At 70.3% G+C, this 18,031-nt stretch carries 14 protein-coding genes; 9 read left to right on the plus strand and 5 right to left on the minus strand.

The window, feature by feature from the left end; translation table 11 throughout:
- Nucleotides 1–47: 47 nt before the first annotated feature.
- The 7 genes from GFH49_RS20160 to GFH49_RS20190 all read left to right on the plus strand — a co-directional run bounded on the left by GFH49_RS20160 (nucleotide 48) and on the right by GFH49_RS20190 (nucleotide 7,474).
- Complete coding sequence (locus GFH49_RS20160) at nucleotides 48–1,217, plus strand: SCO3242 family prenyltransferase (RefSeq protein WP_155057480.1); 1,170 nt, start codon at nucleotides 48–50, stop codon at nucleotides 1,215–1,217.
- Entirely contained in the window at nucleotides 1,214–2,179 is a 966-nt protein-coding gene (locus GFH49_RS20165) for a sugar phosphate isomerase/epimerase family protein (protein ID WP_155057481.1), read from the plus strand. The genes GFH49_RS20160 and GFH49_RS20165 overlap by 4 nt, the downstream gene beginning before the upstream one ends.
- Nucleotides 2,176–2,886, plus strand: a complete 711-nt coding sequence (locus GFH49_RS20170; RefSeq protein ID WP_155057482.1) for an EboA domain-containing protein — start codon at nucleotides 2,176–2,178, stop codon at nucleotides 2,884–2,886. The genes GFH49_RS20165 and GFH49_RS20170 overlap by 4 nt, the downstream gene beginning before the upstream one ends.
- A complete protein-coding gene (locus tag GFH49_RS20175; RefSeq protein WP_196218058.1) occupies nucleotides 2,886–3,737 on the plus strand; it encodes a TatD family hydrolase in 852 nt (283 codons plus the stop codon). The genes GFH49_RS20170 and GFH49_RS20175 overlap by 1 nt, the downstream gene beginning before the upstream one ends.
- Nucleotides 3,738–3,740: 3 nt before the next feature.
- The gene (gene eboE, locus GFH49_RS20180; protein WP_155057483.1) at nucleotides 3,741–4,946 is read left to right on the plus strand and encodes a metabolite traffic protein EboE; all 1,206 of its coding nucleotides are present in this window, start codon (nucleotides 3,741–3,743) and stop codon (nucleotides 4,944–4,946) included.
- Entirely contained in the window at nucleotides 4,943–6,331 is a 1,389-nt protein-coding gene (locus GFH49_RS20185; RefSeq protein ID WP_155057484.1) for an alkaline phosphatase family protein, read from the plus strand. The genes eboE and GFH49_RS20185 overlap by 4 nt, the downstream gene beginning before the upstream one ends.
- 81 nt (nucleotides 6,332–6,412) lie before the next feature.
- The gene (locus tag GFH49_RS20190) at nucleotides 6,413–7,474 is read left to right on the plus strand and encodes a sugar phosphate isomerase/epimerase family protein (RefSeq protein ID WP_155057485.1); all 1,062 of its coding nucleotides are present in this window, start codon (nucleotides 6,413–6,415) and stop codon (nucleotides 7,472–7,474) included.
- A gap of 72 nt (nucleotides 7,475–7,546) precedes the next feature.
- Here GFH49_RS20190 and GFH49_RS20195 read toward each other — a convergent pair whose 3' ends face one another.
- The 5 genes from GFH49_RS20195 to GFH49_RS20215 form a co-directional block, all read right to left on the minus strand.
- Nucleotides 7,547–8,935: an OFA family MFS transporter gene (locus tag GFH49_RS20195; RefSeq protein WP_155057486.1), complete on the minus strand. Its 1,389-nt coding sequence runs from the start codon at nucleotides 8,933–8,935 to the stop codon at nucleotides 7,547–7,549.
- Nucleotide 8,936: 1 nt separating this feature from the next.
- Complete coding sequence (locus tag GFH49_RS20200; protein ID WP_155057487.1) at nucleotides 8,937–10,328, minus strand: OFA family MFS transporter; 1,392 nt, start codon at nucleotides 10,326–10,328, stop codon at nucleotides 8,937–8,939.
- 226 nt (nucleotides 10,329–10,554) lie between these two features.
- Entirely contained in the window at nucleotides 10,555–12,687 is a 2,133-nt protein-coding gene (locus tag GFH49_RS20205) for an acetate--CoA ligase family protein (RefSeq protein WP_155057488.1), read from the minus strand.
- Between the two features lie 4 nt (nucleotides 12,688–12,691).
- Complete coding sequence (frc, locus tag GFH49_RS20210; RefSeq protein ID WP_155057489.1) at nucleotides 12,692–13,921, minus strand: formyl-CoA transferase; 1,230 nt, start codon at nucleotides 13,919–13,921, stop codon at nucleotides 12,692–12,694.
- Between the two features lie 12 nt (nucleotides 13,922–13,933).
- Nucleotides 13,934–15,631, minus strand: a complete 1,698-nt coding sequence (locus GFH49_RS20215) for a thiamine pyrophosphate-binding protein (protein ID WP_155057490.1) — start codon at nucleotides 15,629–15,631, stop codon at nucleotides 13,934–13,936.
- Nucleotides 15,632–15,892: 261 nt separating this feature from the next.
- Here GFH49_RS20215 and sucC point away from each other — a divergent pair, with 261 nt between their 5' ends.
- Entirely contained in the window at nucleotides 15,893–17,032 is a 1,140-nt protein-coding gene (gene sucC, locus GFH49_RS20220; RefSeq protein ID WP_155057491.1) for an ADP-forming succinate--CoA ligase subunit beta, read from the plus strand.
- Between the two features lie 11 nt (nucleotides 17,033–17,043).
- A complete protein-coding gene (gene sucD, locus GFH49_RS20225; RefSeq protein WP_155057492.1) occupies nucleotides 17,044–17,961 on the plus strand; it encodes a succinate--CoA ligase subunit alpha in 918 nt (305 codons plus the stop codon).
- The last annotated feature ends 70 nt before the right edge of the window (nucleotides 17,962–18,031 follow it).

The following is an 18,031-nucleotide window of genomic DNA, read 5'->3' on the forward strand; positions in this document are numbered from 1 at the left end:
GTGGGGGCCGTAAGGGGGCGTGGCTGCGTGTGGTGGGTGACGGGGGGATGGGAGATCGGGCTGCGTGGGGGGACGGTTCGGGCCGTGTCGAGGCCGGCGGCGTCGAGGCCGGTGGTGCCGCGACCGGTGACGTCGAGGCCGAGGGCCGGGGCGGCGTCGGTCCTGGCGAGGCCGCGCGGCGGGTTGGTGCACGCACCGACCTGACGCCGCGCCAGGCCCGCACCCCTGCCGCCACCCCGAGCCGTGCGCACGCCTGGGCCGAACTTCTGCGTCTCCCGGCCCTGTTCACGGTGCCCGGCGATGCCCTTGCAGGCGCCGCCGCGACCGGCGGGCGCCTCAACCGCCGCACTCTGCTCGCCATCGGCTCCTCCCTCTGTCTGTACGAGGCCGGCATGGCCCTCAACGACTGGGCGGACAGGGCCGAGGACGCCGTGGAACGCCCGCACCGCCCCCTCCCCTCCGGCCGCGTCCACCCCACCGCGGCTTTCACGGCGGCCTGCGCCTTCACAACCGGAGGGCTTGCCCTGGCCGCCCGCGCCGGCCGCCCCGCCCTCGCGGTCGCGGTGCCGCTCGCGGCGACCGTCTGGGCCTACGACCTCGCCGCGAAGCACACCCCCGCAGGCCCGCCCGCCATGGCCCTGGCCCGCGGCCTGGACGTCCTCCTCGGCGCCGCGGCGACCGCCGGCCGCATCCGCGAGGCCCTCCCGTCCGCCGCCGTCCTCGGCACTCACACCCTCGCGGTCACGACCGTCTCCCGCCAGGAGACGCGGGGCGGTTCACACCTGGTCCCGATGGCAGCGCTGGCCACGACTGCGGTGCTGTCACGACTGCTGACCCGCCCGAGCCCCAGTCACGCCGCCGCGGAGCCGTCGGCGGAGTCCCACGCCCACACCGGCCGCCCCCACCTCAGGACCGCGACAGCCCGAGAAGACGCCCGCACCCACGGCATGCCGGCCTCCACGGCCACGGCCAACCAGAACCCCCTTCCCACAGCCCTCACCACGGCCTACCTGGCCACCACGGCCCGCCCCTACTTCCACGCCACGCTCAACCCGTCACCCCCTCTCACCCAACGCGCCGTCTCCGGCGGCATCCGCGCGATGATCCCCCTCCAGGCCACCCTCGCCGCCCGCTCCGGCGCCCCCGTCACCGCCCTGCTGACCGCCGCCCTGGCCCCGCTCGCCCGCAGGTTCGCACGGAAGGTCACCATCACATGAGCCAGGCCTCCCGCCTCCCCGGGAACACCCCGGTAACCACCCCGGCTAGCGGCGGCAGCCCGCTCCGCTTCGGCTACGGAACGAACGGTCTCGCCGACCTCCGTCTCGACGACGCCCTCGCCCTGCTCGCCGACCTCGGCTACGACGGTGTCGGCCTGACCCTCGATCACATGCATCTCGACCCGATGGCGTCCGACCTCGCCGCCCGCATCCGCCGGGTCGCGCAGCGGCTGGATGCGCTCGGGCTGGACGTCACCGTGGAGACCGGGGCCCGCTATGTGCTCGATCCGCGTCGCAAGCACGGCCCGTCTCTGCTGGACGCCGATCCGGTGGACCGAGCGTGCCGGGCCGACCTGTTGATCCGCGCCGTTCGGGTCGCCGCCGACCTGGGCGCGCACGCGGTCCACTGCTTCAGCGGGATCACCCCGGCCGGAACGGACACGGACACCGCGTGGAAGCGGCTGGCCGAGTCGCTCGAACCGGTTCTGTCCGCCGCCACCAGCCACGACGTCCCGCTCGCCGTCGAACCCGAACCGGGCCACCTCCTCGCCACCGTCGCCGACTTCCACCGTCTCCGGGAGACCTTCGGTGACGCCCAGCACCTGGGCCTGACCCTCGACATCGGCCACTGCCAGTGCCTGGAGCCCCTGCCACCCGCCGACTGCGTACGCGCCGCCGCCCCCTGGCTCCGGCACGTCCAGATCGAGGACATGCGCCGCGGCATCCACGAACACCTCCCTTTCGGAGACGGCGAGATCGACTTCCCGCCGGTACTCGCCGCCCTCGCCGCCACCGGCTACCAGGGCCTGACCGTCGTCGAACTCCCCCGCCACTCCCACGCGGGCCCACACCACGCCGAACTCTCCCTTCCCTTCCTCCAGCACGCAGCCGCACAGCCCACCCCGCCCGTCGCACCGCCCCACGGCGAGCCCTCCGCCACCCCTGAAGGGAGCACCCCATGACGCAACCGCACGCCGCGCCGGAAACCCCCGCGGCCGGCATCCCGGGCGGCACCGCGCTCGCCCTCACCCCGGTGGACGAGCTGCAACGCCACCTCACCGCCCGCCTCGCCGGTGCCGCCCGGGCCTGGCTGGACCAGGCTCTCGACGAGGCCGCCGCCCATCCCGGCATACACGGCCCCATCTCCGTATGGGAGCTGCGCCTCGCCGAGGCCGGCCGCCGCTGCGGAAGCGACCACGCCGACGCCGCCCGCGTCCTGATCCTGCACGCGGCCCACGCGGACATGGACGCCCTCACCCGGGTCTACTCCCAGGGCACCGCCGCCGAACGCCGAGCCGTCCTGCACGCCCTGCCCCACCTCCTGCCGGGCCCGGACGCCCTCCCACTCGTCGAGGACGCCCTGCGCACCAACGACACCCGCCTCCTCGCCGCCGCAGTCGGCCCGTACGCCGCCCGGCACCTCACCCCTCACCACTGGCGGCACGCCGTCCTGAAGTGCCTCTTCACCGGTGTGCCGGTCGCCGAGGTGGCCGACCTGGAACGCCGCGCCCACGCCGACGCCGAACTCGCCCGCATGCTCGGCGACTACGCGGCCGAACGCACCGCCGCGGGCCGTCCCGTACCGCAGGACCTGCACCGCGTCCTGGCCCTGACCGAGCCAGGACCTCCACGGCACTCAGCGGCCGACCCCCACGGCAAGGAGTCCTGATGCGCATCTTCGATCCCCACATCCACATGACGTCACGGACCACCGACGACTACCAGGCCATGCACGCGGCCGGTGTCCGCGCCGTCGTCGAGCCGTCCTTCTGGCTGGGCCAGCCCCGCACCTCTCCCGCCACCTTCCTCGACTACTTCGACTCCCTCCTCGGCTGGGAGCCCTTCCGCGCGGCCCAGTACGGCATCGCCCACCACTGCACGCTCGCCCTCAACCCCAAGGAGGCGAACGATCCGCGCTGTGTCCCCGTCCTCGACGAACTGCCCCGCTATCTCGTCAAGGACCAGGTCGTGGCCGTCGGCGAGATCGGCTACGACTCCATGACCCCCGCCGAGGACACCGCGCTCGCCGCCCAGCTCCAACTTGCCGCCGACCACGAACTGCCCGCGCTGGTGCACACCCCGCACCGCGACAAGCTCGCCGGCCTGCGCCGCACCCTCGACGTCGTCCGGGAGTCCGCACTGCCCCCGGAACGCGTCCTGGTCGACCACCTCAACGAGACCACCGTCAAGGAGGCGAAGGACAGCGGTTGCTGGCTGGGTTTCTCCGTCTATCCCGAAACCAAGATGGACGAGCAGCGGATGGTGGCCATCCTCCAGCAGTACGGCCCCGAGCAGGTCCTGGTGAACTCCGCCGCGGACTGGGGCCGCAGCGATCCCCTGAAGACCCGCAAGGTCGCCGACCTGATGCTGGCCGAGGGGTTCACGCAGGACGACGTCGACCGGGTGCTGTGGCGCAACCCCGTCGCCTTCTACGGCCTCAGCGGACGACTCGTCCTCGATGTCGCCGAGACCGAGGCCACCACCCACGAGGGCAACTCCATCCTGCGCGGCGGGGAGTGAGCGATGCGCTTCCGCCACCCCGACGGCTCCACCGTCCACCTCGCGTACTGCACCAACGTCCACCCCGCCGAAACCCTCGACGGAGTCCTCGCGCAACTCCGCGACCACTGCGAACCCGTCCGCCGCCGCCTCGGCCGCGACCGCCTCGGCATCGGCCTCTGGCTCGCCAAGGACGCCGCCCACGCCCTCGTCACCGACCCGTCCGCACTGCGCCGGCTGCGCACCGAACTCGACCGCCGCGGCCTGGAAGTCGTCACCCTCAATGGCTTCCCCTATGAAGGCTTCGGCGCCGAAGAGGTCAAGTACCGCGTCTACAAGCCGGACTGGGCCGACCCCGAACGTCTCGACCACACCTCGGCCCTGGCCCGCGTCCTCGCCACGCTGCTCCCGGACGATGTCATCGAAGGCAGCATCTCCACGCTGCCCCTGGCCTGGCGCACCGCCGCCACCGAGGAACGCACCGCTACAGCGCGCACCGCCTTGCTCGCGCTCGCCGAACGCCTCGACGCCCTGCACGAGTTGACCGGCCGTTCCATCCGCGTCGGCCTGGAGCCGGAACCCGGCTGCGTCGTCGAGACCACCGCCGACGCCCTCGCCCCGCTGACCGAGATCGCCCACGACCGTATCGGCATCTGCGTCGACACCTGCCACCTCGCCACCTCCTTCGAAGACCCGCACACCGCCCTCGACGTCCTCACCGAAGCCCGCATCCCCGTCGTCAAGTCCCAGCTCTCCGCCGCCCTGCACGCCGAACACCCCCACCTCCCCGAAGTCCGAGCGGCCCTCGCCGCCTTCGACGAACCCCGCTTCCTGCACCAGACCCGCACGTCCCCCACTCTCCACTCCGTTCGACCGGGAGGGGCTCCCATCGCCGCCGGCCTGCGCGGCACCGACGACCTCGGCGAGGCCCTCAAGGGCGACACCCTCCCCGACGCCGCCCCCTGGCGCGCGCACTTCCACGTCCCGCTGCACGCGGCCCCCGCCGCGCCCCTCACCTCCACACTCCCCGTGCTCAAGTGCGCACTGACCCGCCTGGTCGGCGGCCCCCACCCGCTCACCAGCCACCTCGAAGTCGAGACATACACCTGGCAGGCCCTCCCGCCCGAGCTGCGGCCCCGCGGCCGGGCCCAGCTCGCCGACGGCATCGCAGCCGAACTCACCCTCGCCCGCGACCTGTTGACGGACCTCGGCCTGAAGGAACTGCCATGACCCGATCCGAAGGGCCCACTCCGCTCCTCGTCCTCGACGTCGTCGGCCTCACCCCCCGCCTGCTGGACCACATGCCCCACCTCAAGACGCTCGCCCGGTCCGGTTCCCGCGCGCCTCTCGGCACCGTCCTGCCGGCCGTCACCTGCGCCGCCCAGTCCACCTTCCTCACCGGCACCCACCCGTCCGAACACGGCATCGTCGGCAACGGCTGGTACTTCCGCGAACTCGGCGACGTCCTGCTGTGGCGGCAGCACAACGGCCTGGTCACCGGGGACAGACTCTGGGACGCCGCCCGCCGCGCGCACCCCGGCTACACGGTCGCCAACATCTGCTGGTGGTACGCCATGGGCGCCGACACCGACATCACCGTCACCCCCCGTCCGATCTACTACGCCGACGGCCGCAAGGAACCCGACTGCTACACCCGGCCCCCGGCCCTGCACGACGAACTCACCGAGAAACTCGGCACCTTCCCCCTCTTCCACTTCTGGGGACCCGGCGCGGACCTGGTCTCCAGCCGCTGGATCATCGACGCGACCCGCCACGTCATGCGCACCAGGCACCCCGACCTGACGCTCTGCTACCTCCCTCATCTCGACTACGACCTGCAGCGCTTCGGCCCCGACGACCCGCGCTCGCTCAAGGCGGCCACCGACCTGGACGCGGCCCTGGCCCCGCTCCTGGCCGACGCGCGCGCCGAAGGGCGTACCGTCGTCGCGCTGTCCGAGTACGGCATCACCCGCGTGAGCCGCCCGGTCGACATCAACCGCGCACTGCGCCGCGCAGGACTGCTCGAAGTACACACGCAGGACGGCATGGAATACCTCGACCCGATGGCCTCACGCTCCTTCGCCGTCGCCGACCACCAGATCGCCCACGTCTACGTACGCCGCCCGGAGGACCTCGACGCGACCCGGGCCGCGCTCGACGGGCTGCCCGGCCTTGAGCAACTCCTCGACGACGAGGGCAAGAAGGCCCATCACCTCGACCATCCGCGCTCCGGCGAGCTGGTCGCCGTGGCGGCGCCGGACGCCTGGTTCACGTACTACTACTGGCTTGACGACGACCGCGCGCCCGACTTCGCGCAGCTGGTCGAGATCCACCGCAAACCCGGCTACGACCCGGTCGAACTCTTCATGGACCCGCTCGACCCCTATGTGAAGGTCAAGGCGGCCACCGCCCTGGCCCGCAAGAAACTCGGCATGCGCTACCGCATGGCGGTCGTGCCCCTTGATCCCTCACCTATTCGCGGCAGCCACGGCCGCCTCCCGGCGAGCGACGACGACGGTCCGCTCCTCATCTGCTCCACCCCCCGCGCTGTCGGTGACCGCGTCGCGGCCACCGATGTGAAGTCGCTCCTGCTCCAACTCGCCGGACTCGCCTGAGGGGTGCACCCCCTCAGGTCCGACTGGTCACAAGTGAAGCACTCACCACTGACAACGCCCTCCCATCACCAGGAGTTCCGCATGAGCCGCACACCTCGCACCGCCCGATCCAGCAAGGCGCACGACCCCGAACTGGCCCACCGCCTCAGCAGACGAGGCATGCTCGGCGTGGCCGCCGGCGCCACCGCCGCGGCCCTGCTCGGCGCCGCCTCCACCCCCGCCGTCGCCGCCACCGACGCGACAGCCGGCGCCCAGCGGCGCGGCCGCCCCGTCCTGCCCCCCGGCCGCCTGGGCATCCAGCTCTACAGCCTCCGCGACAAGGTCTCCACCCTCGGCTTCGCCGCCGTCTTCGCCGAACTGGAGAAGTACGGCTACGACGAGGTCGAGTTCGCCGGATACACCCAGGGCTCGGCGGGCCCGATCACGCTCGCCCAGCTCAAGCGGCTGGCGAGGAACCACGGTCTGAACCCGATCGGCAGCCACGTCGGCTACTACTCCAGCGACCCGAACGCCTACACCTTCGCGCAGAACCTCACCAAGGTCCTCGACGACGCCCAGGCCCTCGGCCTCAAGCACATCGGCACCGCCTCGGGCCCGTTCCGCTACGGCTCGACGGTCGACGCCTGGAAGCGCGCGGCCGAGGAGTTCAACGCATACGGGGCCGCCGCGAAGGCACGCGGCATGAAGTTCTACCAGCACAACCACTCCGAGGAGTTCTCCTTCGCCAGCGACAACCCCGGCGTCCGCCTCTACGACGTACTGCTCGCCGAGACCGACCCGGACCTCGTCTTCCTGGAGATGGACATCTACTGGGCCTACTCGGGCCAGTTCCGCTTCTCCCAGCGTCCCGACGGCACACCCGCACCCTTCGAGCCCCTGGACTACGTACTCAAGCAGCCCGACCGCTACCCGCTGTTCCATGTGAAGGACGGCGAGAGCGACCCGTCGAACCCGTACGGCTACCGCATGGTCGACGTCGGCGACGGCGACATCGACTACCAGCGGTTCATCTCCGCCGTGACCCGTCTGCGCGGCCACCGACTGGCCCACCACTGGCAGGCCGAACACGACAACCCGACCGAGTCCTTCACCTTCGCCCGCCGCTCCAGCGCGTACCTGCACTCACTGCGTGAGAAGTGCTGAGCGGCACACTCCGCACACGAGGCGGCCCCTCCCGAGGTCCGGGGGAGGGGCCGCCTCGTCCGCGCACCGCCTTCAGTGCGCGGTCGCAGCCCAGCCGTCCCTGCCAGGCTGCCGCAGCAGCAGCGCAAGTGCCGCCGCCGCCATCGACACGCCGCCGGCGAGGGCGTACGCGCCGTTGTAGCCCCAGGCCGCCACCACCATGGAGCCCAGGCCGCCGCCGAACAGGCCGCTGACCAGCTTGCCGCTGTAGACCAGGCCGTAGTTGGTGGCGTTGTAGTTCTCCCCGAAGTAGTCCGGGGTGAGCGCCGCGAAGAGCGGATAGAAGGCGCCGCCGCCGAAACCGGAGAGGAAGGCGAAGAACAGGAACAGCGCCTCGCTCCGTATGTCGCCGGCCCAGATCACGCCGAACTGGGCCAGGCCCAGGACGACGATGACGAACACCAGGGTGGGCTTGCGGCCCCATCTGTCGGACAGCCAGCCCACCACACCGCGTCCGACGCCGTTGACGACCGCCATGACCCCCATCGAGGAGGCGGCGACCAGCGGCCCGAAGCCGACCTCCTTGGCGAAGTCGACCTGGAAGGAGATACCGAAGATCGACACGCCCGCGGTCATCACGATGGAGATCCACATCAGGGGCAGCATCCCCGTCCTGATCGCCTCCTTCGGTGTGTACTGCTGCACCGCAGGGGGGTTCTTGGCGAGCCCGGCGGCGTTCGGCCGGCCGCCGGAGAACGTCAGCGGATCCACCTCCGCGGGCCACCAGTTCTTCGGCGGGTCCTTGAAGAAGAACGCGCACCCGAACACCACGATCACGATGTAGCAGCCGATGAGGTCCAGGACGCGGTGGTAGTTCGCGGTGTCGAAGCCGTAGTTGAAGATGAAGATGAACGGCAGCGACCCGTACGCGAATCCCCCGTTGACGAACCCGGTGCGGGCGCCGCGCCGTTCGGGGAACCACTTGCCGACCATGTTGATGCAGGTCGCGTAGACCAGGCCCGCGCCGATGCCGCCGACGACACCGAAGCCCGGTATCGCGAGCCAGACGTTGCTCAGATGGGACAGCGCGAGGAAACCGGCGAGGCACATGAAGGAGCCGATGTACATCGCCCCGCGGGCCGTGAGGATGCCCTTCTCCCGCAGCCAGCCCGCCGGGAAGGCGATGCCGGCCTGGAAGAAGACCCACACGCTGAGGATCCAGAAGGTGTTGCTCTGCGTCCAGCCGTGCGCGTGGGACAGAGTGTCCTCCGCGGAGCCGTACGCGTACTCGAAGACGCTGATGGCCATCATGGCGATCCACGGGAGATACACCATGAGCTTGCGGGAGTGGCCGAGGATGTCCCGGTCGGTCTCGCCGATGCGGTAGACGCGGCCGTGGGCGTCGGTCACTTCGCGGTAGGGACGGTGTGCGGCGTCGGGGTGTGCTGACTTGCTGTGTGCTGCGTGGGGCTCTGCCGTCATATCACGCCATTTCCTCGCCGAGCGGCTGCGGGTTGGGGACGATGCGCCGACGGGGCTGCGGCCTGTCGGGGGCCTTGAGGAAGAGCGCCAGCACTGCGGATCCCAGGCCGATGCAGCCGGCCAGGACGAACGCGCCCTCGTAGTCCCACGCGCTGACCACGATGGAGCCGACGCCGGAGCCCACGAGACCCGAGATGAGCTTCGAGCTGTAGACCATCCCGTAGTTGGTGGCGTTGTTGTTCTCGCCGAAGTAGTCCGCCGTCATGGCCGCGAACAGCGGGAAGATCGCGCCGCCGCCGAAGCCGGAGACCATGGAGCAGAACAGGAAAAACGGCATGTTGCCCATCTGGCCGGACGTCAGCACGCCGAACTGGGCCGTGCCGAGCACGACGCAGACGATGATCAGGGTGTTGCGGCGGCCGTAGCGGTCGGAGATCCAGCCGATGACCCCGCGCCCGGTGCCGTTGACGATCGCCTTCAGCGACATCGCCGTGGCCACGATGCCGCCCTCGAAGCCCATGTCCTCGCCGAACGGCACCTGGAAGGCGATGCCGAAGATGTTGATCCCGGCCGTGCACAGCAGACAGAACCACATCATCCACAGCAGGGGGGTACGTGCGGCTTCCCTGGGGGCGTACTGCTTCACCGCCGGCGGGTTCTTCTCCAGCGCCCGCTTGATCTTCGGGTCGTCGGTCTGCTTCAGCGGGTCGACGTGCGGCGGCCACCAGTTCTTCGGCGGGTCCTTGAAGAACCACCCCGCGAACGCCACGACGGTGCAGCAGATGAGGCCCACCATCACCAGGACGCCCTCGTAGTTGCCGAGATCCATGTACGAGGTGAACAGGAACACGAAGGGCACCGAACCGTAGGCGAAACCGCCGTTGACCAGTCCGGTCTTGCCGCCCTTGCGCTCCGGATACCACTTGCCGACCATGTTCACGCAGGTCGCGTAGACGAGGCCGGCGCCGATGCCGCTGCACACGCCGAACCCGAGGTAGGCGATGATGACGTGCGGTGCGTACGCGAGCGAGATGTATCCGAGGATCGTGCCCAGTGCGCCGAGCATCATCGCGTACCGCGCGGGCAGCTTTCCGCTCTCCCGCAGTTGCCCGGCCGGGAAGGCGACGGCGGCCTGGAAGAAGATCCAGACGCCCATCAGCCAGAAGATGTGCCCACTGCTCCACAGGTGGGCCTCGTGCAGTGTGTCCTCGGCCGACGTGAACGCGTACTCCGAGGAACTGATGCCCAGCATGCCCATCCAGGGGAAGAGCACCATGGTCCAGCGTGGCCGCCCCATGATGTCCCGGTCGGTCTCGCCGATCCGGTACACGCGGCCGTTGCGGTCCGCCACCTCCCTGTAAGGGACGGACGTCGAGTAGTCGGTGGTTGTCATGTCCCTCAAGCACCCCTTGCGTCGAAAGTTCTGGCCAGCGCCCCCTGTCCAATGCCTTTCGTGTGCGCACGGGTCCCGGGGCCGGCCGACGCGCACCGTCGGCCGGCCCCTGCTCCCTCACCTCATCAGCCGCCGCCCCCCAACCGTCCCGCCGCACGCGCCCCCGGGCGGTGTTTCGCCGGGGGGCCACCCCGGCCCCCCGGCCGATGCCGTCGCCGGCCCCCCATCACAAGACCCCTGCCGCACGCGCCCACCGATACTTCGCGCCGAGCACGGCCACCGGCTTCTCGGTGGTGTACGGGTAGGCCACGACCCCCCGCTCGTACAGGTACTGGCAGGCCTCCTCGACCTCGACGTCACCCGCGAGCGAGGCGACGACGGGCTTTTCGATGCCGCGCTCCCGGAACTCGGCCACCACGCGCGCGGTGAGCTCCGCGAAGACCGTCGGGGGGGTGACGATCGTGTGCCAGTAGCCCAGGACCAGCGCGTGGATGCGTGGATCCTCCAGGCCGAGCCGGATCGTCGCCTCGTACGTCGACGGCGGCTCGCCCCCGGTGATGTCCACCGGGTTGCCCGCGGCCCCGAAGGGGGGGATGAACTTCCGGAAGGCCTCGTCCAGGTCCGGCGGGATCTCCATCAGGGTCAGCCCGTTGTCGGTCACCGCGTCCGACAGCAGCACACCGCTGCCGCCCGCCCCGGTGATGATCACGACGTTGTCGCCCCGGGGAGCGGGAAGCACCGGCAACGCGCGCGCGTACTCCAGCATTTCGTTGAGCCCGGGCGCCCGGATGACACCGGCCTGCCTCAGGATGTCGTCGTACACGGCGTCGTCGCCCGCGAGCGCCCCGGTGTGCGAGCCGGCGGCCTTGGCGCCCGCCGCCGTACGCCCCGCCTTGAGGACCACGACCGGCTTCTTCGGTACGGTCGCCCGCGCGGCCTCGACGAAGGCACGCCCGTCCTTGAGGTCCTCCAGGTGCATCGCGATGCACTCGGTGTGCGGGTCCTCGCCGAACCACGTCAGCAGGTCGTCCTCGTCCAGGTCCGACTTGTTGCCGAGGCCGACGATCGCCGACACACCCGTCTTCGTGGTGCGCGCGAACCCCAGGATGGCCATCCCGATGCCGCCGGACTGCGAGGTCAGCGCTACCCCGCCCTTGACGTCGTACGGCGTGCAGAACGTGGCGCACAGGTCCTGCCAGGTCGAGTAGTAGCCGTAGATGTTCGGCCCGAGCAGCCGGACGCCGTGCCGCTCGGCGATCGCCACGATCTCGGCCTGGAGTTCGTGCTCACCGGTCTCCGCGAAGCCGGAGGGGATGAGGACGGCGTTGGGGATGTTCTTGCGCCCCACCTCCTCAAGCGCCGAGGCCACGAACTTGGCGGGGATCGCGAAGACCGCCACATCCACCTCACCGGGAACGTCCGTGACACTCTTGTGCGCCTTGCGGCCCAGAATGTCATCGGCTTTGGGGTTCACCGGATGGATCTCCCCGGAGAAGCCGCCGTCGATGAGGTTGCGCATCACCGAGTTGCCGATCTTGCCCTGCTCGTTGGAGGCGCCGATCACGGCGACCGAGGAGGGCTGCATCAGGCGGCGCATGGAGGTGAGGATCTCGTCGCGCGTGTACGTCCGCCGGGGCGGCGGCTGCGACGCGGCGAGGATGACCCGGATGTCCGCGGCGACCGCGCCGTCCGGGGTGGCGATCACCGGGTTGAGGTCCACCTCGGCGATCTCCGGGAAATCCGAGACCAGTTGGGACACCCGGCGGATCTGCTCCGCGATCGCCCACCGGTCCACGGCCGGCGCCCCGCGCACGCCGTGCAGGATCTCGGCCGACCGGATCGAGTCGAGCATGGACAGAGCCTCGTCCGCGTCGACGGGCGCCAGGCGGAAGGTGACGTCCTTGAGGACCTCGACCAGGACACCGCCGAGCCCGAAGGCGACGACCTTCCCGAAGGTCGGGTCGGTCACCGCTCCGACGATGACCTCCTGCCCCCGCGGGAGGAGTTCCTGGACCTGGACGCCCTCGATGCGCGCATCGGCGTCGTAGACGCGGGCGTTCTCAATGATCTTGTGGAACGCGGCCCTTACGTCCGTGGCCCCCTCGACGCCGACGATCACACCGCCGGCGTCGGTCTTGTGCAGGATGTCCGGAGAGACGATCTTCAGCACGACGGGCCCGCCGAAGCGCGCCGCGTACGACACCGCCTCCTCGACGTCCGTCGCCAGTTCCTCGCCCGGTACGGCGATCCCGTACGCGTCGGCGATCACCTTCCCCTCGGGCGCGGTCAGCGCGGTGCGTCCCTCGGCCCGCACGGCGTCGAGGAGCGTGCGCACCCTCAGGAGGCGGTCTTCGGCCATCACGTCAGATCACTCCGTTCGACTTGAGCAGGCGCAGCTCCTCGTCGCCGAGGCCGAGCTCGCCGATGTAGACCTCTTCGTTGTGCTGGCCGAGCAGCGGTGAACTGCTCACCTCGACGGGCGAGTCGGAGAGCTTGAGCGGGCTGCCGACGGTGACGAACTCGCCCCGCTCGGGGTGCGGCACCGTCACGACCATGTCGTTGGCGACCAGCGACCGGTCCTCGATGATCTCCCTGGTGGACAGGATCGGCCCGCACGGGATGTTGTGCGCGTTGAGCTTCTCCAGCACCTCCCACTTGGGCAGCGTCGAGGACCACTCCTCGATCAGCTGGAACATCTTGTTGAGCTTGGGCAGCCGGGCCTCGGGGCTCGACCACTCGGGGTCGTCGGCCAGTTCGGGCCGGCCGATGAGCTCGGTGATCGGCTGCCAGCCGACGGGCTGCACGATCACGTACACGTAGTCGTTCGGGCCGCCCGGCGCGCACCTGACCGCCCAGCCGGGCTGACCGCCGCCGGATGCGTTTCCCGATCGGGGAACTTCCGTGCCGAAGTCGTCGTTCGGATATTCAGCAAGCGGCCCGTGTGCCAGGCGTTGCTGGTCCCTCAGCTTCACCCGGCACAGGTTGAGTACAGCGTGCTGCATGGCCACGTTGACCCGCTGCCCACGCCCGGTGTTCTCCCGCTGGAAAAGCGCCGCGAGAATCCCCGCCACGGCGTGCACGCCCGTCCCCGAGTCCCCGATCTGGGCCCCCGTCGCCAGCGGCGGCCCGTCCTCGAAACCGGTGGTCGACATCGACCCGCCCATGGCCTGCGCGACGACCTCGTAGGCCTTGAAGTTGGTGTACGGCCCGTCCCCGAACCCCTTGATGGAGGCATAGACGATCCGCGGATTGATCTCCTGGATGCGGTCCCAGGTGAAGCCCATTCGGTCGACCGCGCCCGGCCCGAAGTTCTCGACCATGACGTCCGAGCGCCGGATCAGCTCGGTGAGGATCTCCTTGCCGCGCTCGGTCTTGGTGTTGAGGGTGATGCTCCGCTTGTTGCAGTTGAGCATCGTGAAGTAGAGGGAGTCGACGTCCGGGAGGTCGCGCAGTTGCTTGCGCGTGATGTCACCGGTCGGCGCCTCCAGCTTGACCACGTCCGCGCCCAGCCAGGCGAGCAGCTGGGTGGCGGAGGGCCCGGACTGGACGTGCGTCATGTCGAGGACGCGGATGCCTTCGAGAGCCTTGGTCATGCCGAGGTCACCTCACTTGTACATCGTCTGGTTCATGGTTCCGGGGGCGTACGCGTCCGGGTCGACCCAGACGTTGATCAGCGACGGCTTGCCCGACTCACGGGCCCGCCGGAGCGCCGGGCCGATGTCGGCGGGGTCGCGGACCTCCTCGCCGTAACCGCCCAGCATCTGCGCGAACTTGTCGTAGTGGACGTCGCCGAGGGTGTTGCCGACCCGCTCGCGCTCCAGTCCGTACTTCTGGGCCTGGCCGTAACGGATCTGGTTCATGGAGGAGTTGTTGCCGACGATGCCGACGAAGGGGAGGTCGTACCGGACGAGGGTTTCGAAGTCCCAGCCGGTGAGGGAGAAGGCGCCGTCGCCGAAGAGGGCCACCACCTCCTTGTCGGGCCGCGCCTGCTTGGCCGCGAGCACGAAGGGGACACCGACGCCGAGCGTGCCCAGCGGGCCCGGGTCCATCCAGTGCCCGGGGGACTTGGGCTGCACGACCTGTCCGGAGAAGGTGACGATGTCGCCGCCGTCGCCGATATAGATCGAGTCCTCGGTGAGGAAGTCGTTGATCTCGCTGACCAGACGGTAGGGGTGGATCGGCGAGGCGTCCGACTTCAGGTTCGGCAGCCGCTTCTCAAGAGCGGTCTGCTCGGCGGCGCGCAGCTCGTCGAGCCACTCCTTGCGCTTCGACGCGCCCCCGTTGCCGTATCCATTGAAAGCGTGCCCGGAGGCCGCCTCGGTCACCGACTTCAGCACCAGCCCGGCGTCGCCGACGATCCCGAGGTCGATGTCCCGGTTCTTGCCGACGGTCCGGTAGTCGAGGTCGATCTGCACGACGGTCGCGTCCGGTGACAGCCGCTTGCCGTAGCCCATGCGGAAGTCGAACGGCGTACCGACGATGACGATGACGTCGGCGCCCGAGAAGGCGTACCGGCGGGAGAGCTGGAAGTGGTGCGGGTCGCCGGGCGGCAGGGTGCCGCGGCCTGCGCCGTTCATGTACGCCGGGATGTTCAGCGTGCGGACCAGCTCGATGGCCGCTTCGGTGCCACGGGTCGTCCACACCTGGCTGCCCAGCAGGATGGCCGGCTTCTCGGCGTGCACGAGCAGGTCGGCGAGCCTCTCGATCGCGTCGGGGTCGCCGGCCGAGCGGGTGGAGGCGCGGTAGGCCCCGGGCTCCGGGACACGCGCCTTCTCCACCGGCACTTTGGCGTCGAGCACGTCGCGCGGGATCTCCAGGAAGGAGGGTCCGGGTGCGCCGTGGTAGCACTCGCGGAACGCCATCGACACCATGTCGGCGGCACGCGCCGTGTCCGGTACGGCCGCGGCGAACTTGGTGATCGGCGTCATCATGTCGACGTGCGGCAGGTCTTGGAGGGACCCCATCTTGTGCTGGGTGAGGGCACCTTGGCCGCCGATCAGCAGCATCGGGGACTCCGCGCGGAAGGCGTTGGCGACACCGGTCACGGCGTCGGTCGTGCCGGGTCCGGCGGTGACCACCGCGCAGCCGGGCTTGCCGGTGATGCGCGCGTAGCCGTCGGCGGCGTGGGCGGCGACCTGCTCGTGACGGACGTCGACGACCTCGATGCCCTCGTCGACGCAGCCGTCGTAGATGTCGATGATGTGGCCGCCGCACAGGGTGTAGATGCGGTCGACCCCCTCGGCCTTCAGGGCTTTGGCGACGAGGTGACCGCCGGAGATGACGTCCTGAGTGTCGTCGGGCATGGCGAAGTCCTGTCCCTTCATAGGGGGTTGGAGCGCTCTCGCGGTACATTGCATACAGTCGACGAATACTGTATGAAGCTTGTTATCCCGCATCCGGTGGGTGGTGTCCAGGGGGCGTGCGGCACTTTTGAGGAAGCCGGAGGGGCGTGCCGGAGCCGACAGTCCGAGCGCGCGGAGCCGACAGTCCGAGCACGGTCGGGCTGTCGGCACCGGCATCGAGCGCCCCGTGGGCGACCGACTAATCCAGCGTCAGGAGCCGGAATGGACCTGTACGAGCACCAGGCAAGGGAACTCTTCGAGGAGCACGGCATCTTGGTGCCGCGGGCCGAGGTCACCGCCTCGTCCAAGGAGGCGCGCGAGATCGCCCGCAGGCTCGGCGGCCGTGTCGTCGTCAAGGCGCAGGTGAAGACGGGCGGGCGCGGCAAGGCCGGGGGCGTCAAGCTCGCCGCGGACCCGGCCGCCGCCGAGATCACGGCACGACAGATCCTCGGCATGGACATCAAGGGCCACACGGTCGGCACGGTGATGCTGGCCCAGCCCATCGAACCCGGTGCCATCGACACCGAGTTCTACGTCTCCTACGTCCTCGACCGCGCGGCGGGCCGCTTCCTCGCGATCGCCTCCGCCGAGGGCGGCATGGAGATCGAGGAGGTCGCCGCCACCCGGCCCGAGGCCGTGGCGCGTGTCCCCGTCGACCCGGCCGAGGGCGTCACCTCGGCGAAGGCCGCGCAGATCGCCGAGGCGGCGGGGCTGCCGCCGCAGACCGTCGACGTTCTCGTACGGCTGTGGCAGGTGCTGGTCCGGGAGGACGCGGTCCTCGTCGAGGTCAACCCGCTGGTGCGGACGGAACAGGGCCGGATCCTGGCGCTGGACGGCAAGGTCACCCTCGACGACAACGCCCGTTTCCGGCAGGCGCGCTGGGGCGATGAGCACTCGGCGCACGACGACCCCCTGGAGGCCACGGCCGCCGCCAAGGGCCTCAACTACGTCAAGCTGGACGGCGAGGTCGGCATCATCGGCAACGGCGCCGGCCTGGTCATGTCGACGCTCGACGTGGTCGCCGGCTGCGGGGCCCGCCCCGCCAACTTCCTCGACATCGGCGGTGGCGCCTCCGCCCAGATCATGGCCGACGGACTGTCCGTGATCCTCTCCGACCCGGCCGTGACGTCGGTCTTCGTCAACGTCTTCGGCGGGATCACCGCCTGCGACGCGGTCGCCGACGGCATCGTGCAGGCCCTGGACACCGTGCGGCTGACCAAACCGCTGGTCGTCCGGCTCGACGGCAACAACGCCGTACGCGGGCGCGCGATCCTCGACGAGCGCGCCCACCCCCTGGTCCAGCAGGCCACCACCATGGACGGCGCCGCAGCCAAGGCCGCCGAACTCGCCCACGCAGCCTGAGGAGACGGGACATGGCGATCTACCTCACCAATAAGAGCAAGGTCCTCGTCCAGGGCATGACGGGCGCCGAGGGCATGAAGCACACCCGGCGCATGCTCGCGGCCGGCACCGATGTCGTCGGCGGCGTCAACCCGCGCAAGGCAGGCCGCACCGTCGACTTCGACGTCCCCCAGTGCCTGAACGGCCTGGGAGGTGCCCCCATGACCGTCCCCGTCTTCGGCTCGGTGCGCGAGGGCATGGACGCGACCGGCGCCGACGTCACCGTCGTCTTCGTGCCTCCCGCCTTCGCCAAGGCAGCCGTCGTCGAAGCCGCCGACGCCGGGATCGGCCTCGCGGTCGTCATCACCGAGGGCATCCCCGTCCACGACTCCGTCGCCTTCACCGCGTACGCGAAGGCGCGCGGTACACGCATCGTGGGCCCCAACTGCCCCGGTCTGATCACTCCCGGACAGGCCAACGCGGGCATCATCCCGGCCGACATCACCAAACCGGGCCGCATCGGCCTGGTGTCCAAGTCCGGCACGCTCACCTACCAACTCATGTACGAACTCCGCGACATCGGCTTCTCGACCTGCGTGGGCATCGGCGGTGACCCGGTGATCGGGACGACGCACATCGACTGCCTCGCCGCCTTCGAGGACGACCCGGACACCGCAGTGATCGTCCTCATCGGGGAGATCGGCGGCGACGCGGAGGAACGCGCGGCCGCGTACATCCGCGAGCAGGTCACCAAGCCGGTGGTCGGCTACATCGCGGGCTTCACGGCACCGGAGGGCAAGACGATGGGGCACGCGGGCGCGATCGTGTCCGGCTCGTCGGGCACCGCACAGGCGAAGAAGGAAGCGCTGGAGGCGGTCGGGGTCTCGGTCGGGAGTACACCGACCGAGACGGCACAGCTGGTGCTGGCCCTGCTGGAAAGCGCGAAGTGACGTCACTCATGGTCGCCGCGCAGTCACTTACGGCAGTTTCCGTACCTCGCTAAGCAGGTCTGCCGAAGTT

Origin of the sequence: Streptomyces blattellae (genome assembly GCF_009709555.1) — a bacterium.
Taxonomy (GTDB): Bacteria; Actinomycetota; Actinomycetes; order Streptomycetales; family Streptomycetaceae; genus Streptomyces; species Streptomyces blattellae.

Excerpts from the sequence above, each read along its gene's own strand:
- GFH49_RS20160 (WP_155057480.1), top strand. The coding sequence starts at position 48 with ATGGGAGATCGGGCTGCGTGGGGGGACGGTTCGGGCCGTGTCGAGGCC.
- GFH49_RS20165 (WP_155057481.1), top strand. The coding sequence starts at position 1,214 with ATGAGCCAGGCCTCCCGCCTCCCCGGGAACACCCCGGTAACCACCCCG.
- GFH49_RS20170 (WP_155057482.1), top strand. The coding sequence starts at position 2,176 with ATGACGCAACCGCACGCCGCGCCGGAAACCCCCGCGGCCGGCATCCCG.
- GFH49_RS20175 (WP_196218058.1), top strand. The coding sequence starts at position 2,886 with ATGCGCATCTTCGATCCCCACATCCACATGACGTCACGGACCACCGAC.
- eboE (WP_155057483.1), top strand. The coding sequence starts at position 3,741 with ATGCGCTTCCGCCACCCCGACGGCTCCACCGTCCACCTCGCGTACTGC.
- GFH49_RS20185 (WP_155057484.1), top strand. The coding sequence starts at position 4,943 with ATGACCCGATCCGAAGGGCCCACTCCGCTCCTCGTCCTCGACGTCGTC.
- GFH49_RS20190 (WP_155057485.1), top strand. The coding sequence starts at position 6,413 with ATGAGCCGCACACCTCGCACCGCCCGATCCAGCAAGGCGCACGACCCC.
- GFH49_RS20195 (WP_155057486.1), bottom strand. The coding sequence starts at position 8,935 with ATGACGGCAGAGCCCCACGCAGCACACAGCAAGTCAGCACACCCCGAC.
- GFH49_RS20200 (WP_155057487.1), bottom strand. The coding sequence starts at position 10,328 with ATGACAACCACCGACTACTCGACGTCCGTCCCTTACAGGGAGGTGGCG.
- GFH49_RS20205 (WP_155057488.1), bottom strand. The coding sequence starts at position 12,687 with ATGGCCGAAGACCGCCTCCTGAGGGTGCGCACGCTCCTCGACGCCGTG.
- frc (WP_155057489.1), bottom strand. The coding sequence starts at position 13,921 with ATGACCAAGGCTCTCGAAGGCATCCGCGTCCTCGACATGACGCACGTC.
- GFH49_RS20215 (WP_155057490.1), bottom strand. The coding sequence starts at position 15,631 with ATGCCCGACGACACTCAGGACGTCATCTCCGGCGGTCACCTCGTCGCC.
- sucC (WP_155057491.1), top strand. The coding sequence starts at position 15,893 with ATGGACCTGTACGAGCACCAGGCAAGGGAACTCTTCGAGGAGCACGGC.
- sucD (WP_155057492.1), top strand. The coding sequence starts at position 17,044 with ATGGCGATCTACCTCACCAATAAGAGCAAGGTCCTCGTCCAGGGCATG.